The sequence below is a fragment of the Arthrobacter sp. ISL-5 genome, from assembly GCF_018613835.1.
Taxonomy (GTDB): domain Bacteria; phylum Actinomycetota; class Actinomycetes; order Actinomycetales; family Micrococcaceae; genus Arthrobacter.
Genome location: NZ_JAGGPM010000070.1, coordinates 1 through 678 on the forward strand (window position 1 = coordinate 1; position 678 = coordinate 678).

General features: G+C 59.9%; 1 protein-coding gene. It reads right to left on the reverse strand.

The annotated features are described in order from the left end of the window. Positions 1-34: 34 nt before the first annotated feature. The coding region (locus J7I89_RS24835) for a DDE-type integrase/transposase/recombinase (protein WP_214976030.1) at positions 35-678 on the reverse strand (644 nt) is incomplete at its 5' end.

Genomic DNA, 678 nt, shown 5'->3' on the forward strand with positions numbered 1-678 from the left:
CGGAATTTTTCAAGCTGAACGGTACCAACGGGAGTTAGGCGGCTAACTGTTCGGTGATTTCCTTGGGTTGGTTGATCCACGCTGGTCCGGGGAGCGCGAGGATTTTCGGGTCGGTGGTTTTGTTGAAGCGTTCGGGGTGTTTCGCGCGGGCTGCAGCGAGGGTTGCCGAGCGTTCTTTGGCGACGCCGGCGGCGTGGCCGTAGTGGACGTTTGCGGGGGTGTGGAAGCCGATTCCGGAGTGTTGGTGGTGATGGTTGTACCAGTCCACGAAGCCGCTGATGAATGCCCCGGCGTCGTGGACTGAGGCGAAGCGTTCGGGGAATTCCGGACCGTATTTCAGGGTCTTGAAAAGCGCCTCACTGTACGGATTGTCATTGCTTACCCGAGGTCTGGAGTGGGACCTCGTGACCTCCAGATCCGAGAGCAGCGCGGCGACGGTTTTCGACGTCATGGACGTTCCCCGGTCCGCGTGCACAACCTGGGGGATGCCGTGGATCCCGAAGATTCCCTTCATCATTTCCACGGCCAGCACCCCGGATTCGGTGGCGTGGACGTGCGCGCCGACGATGAACCTGGAATGGATATCGACCATCATGTAGCAGTCAAAATACTTCCCCCTCACCGGGCCCGCGAGCTTGGTAATATCCCACGTAAAAACTTGTCCCGGGGCCGTGGCCA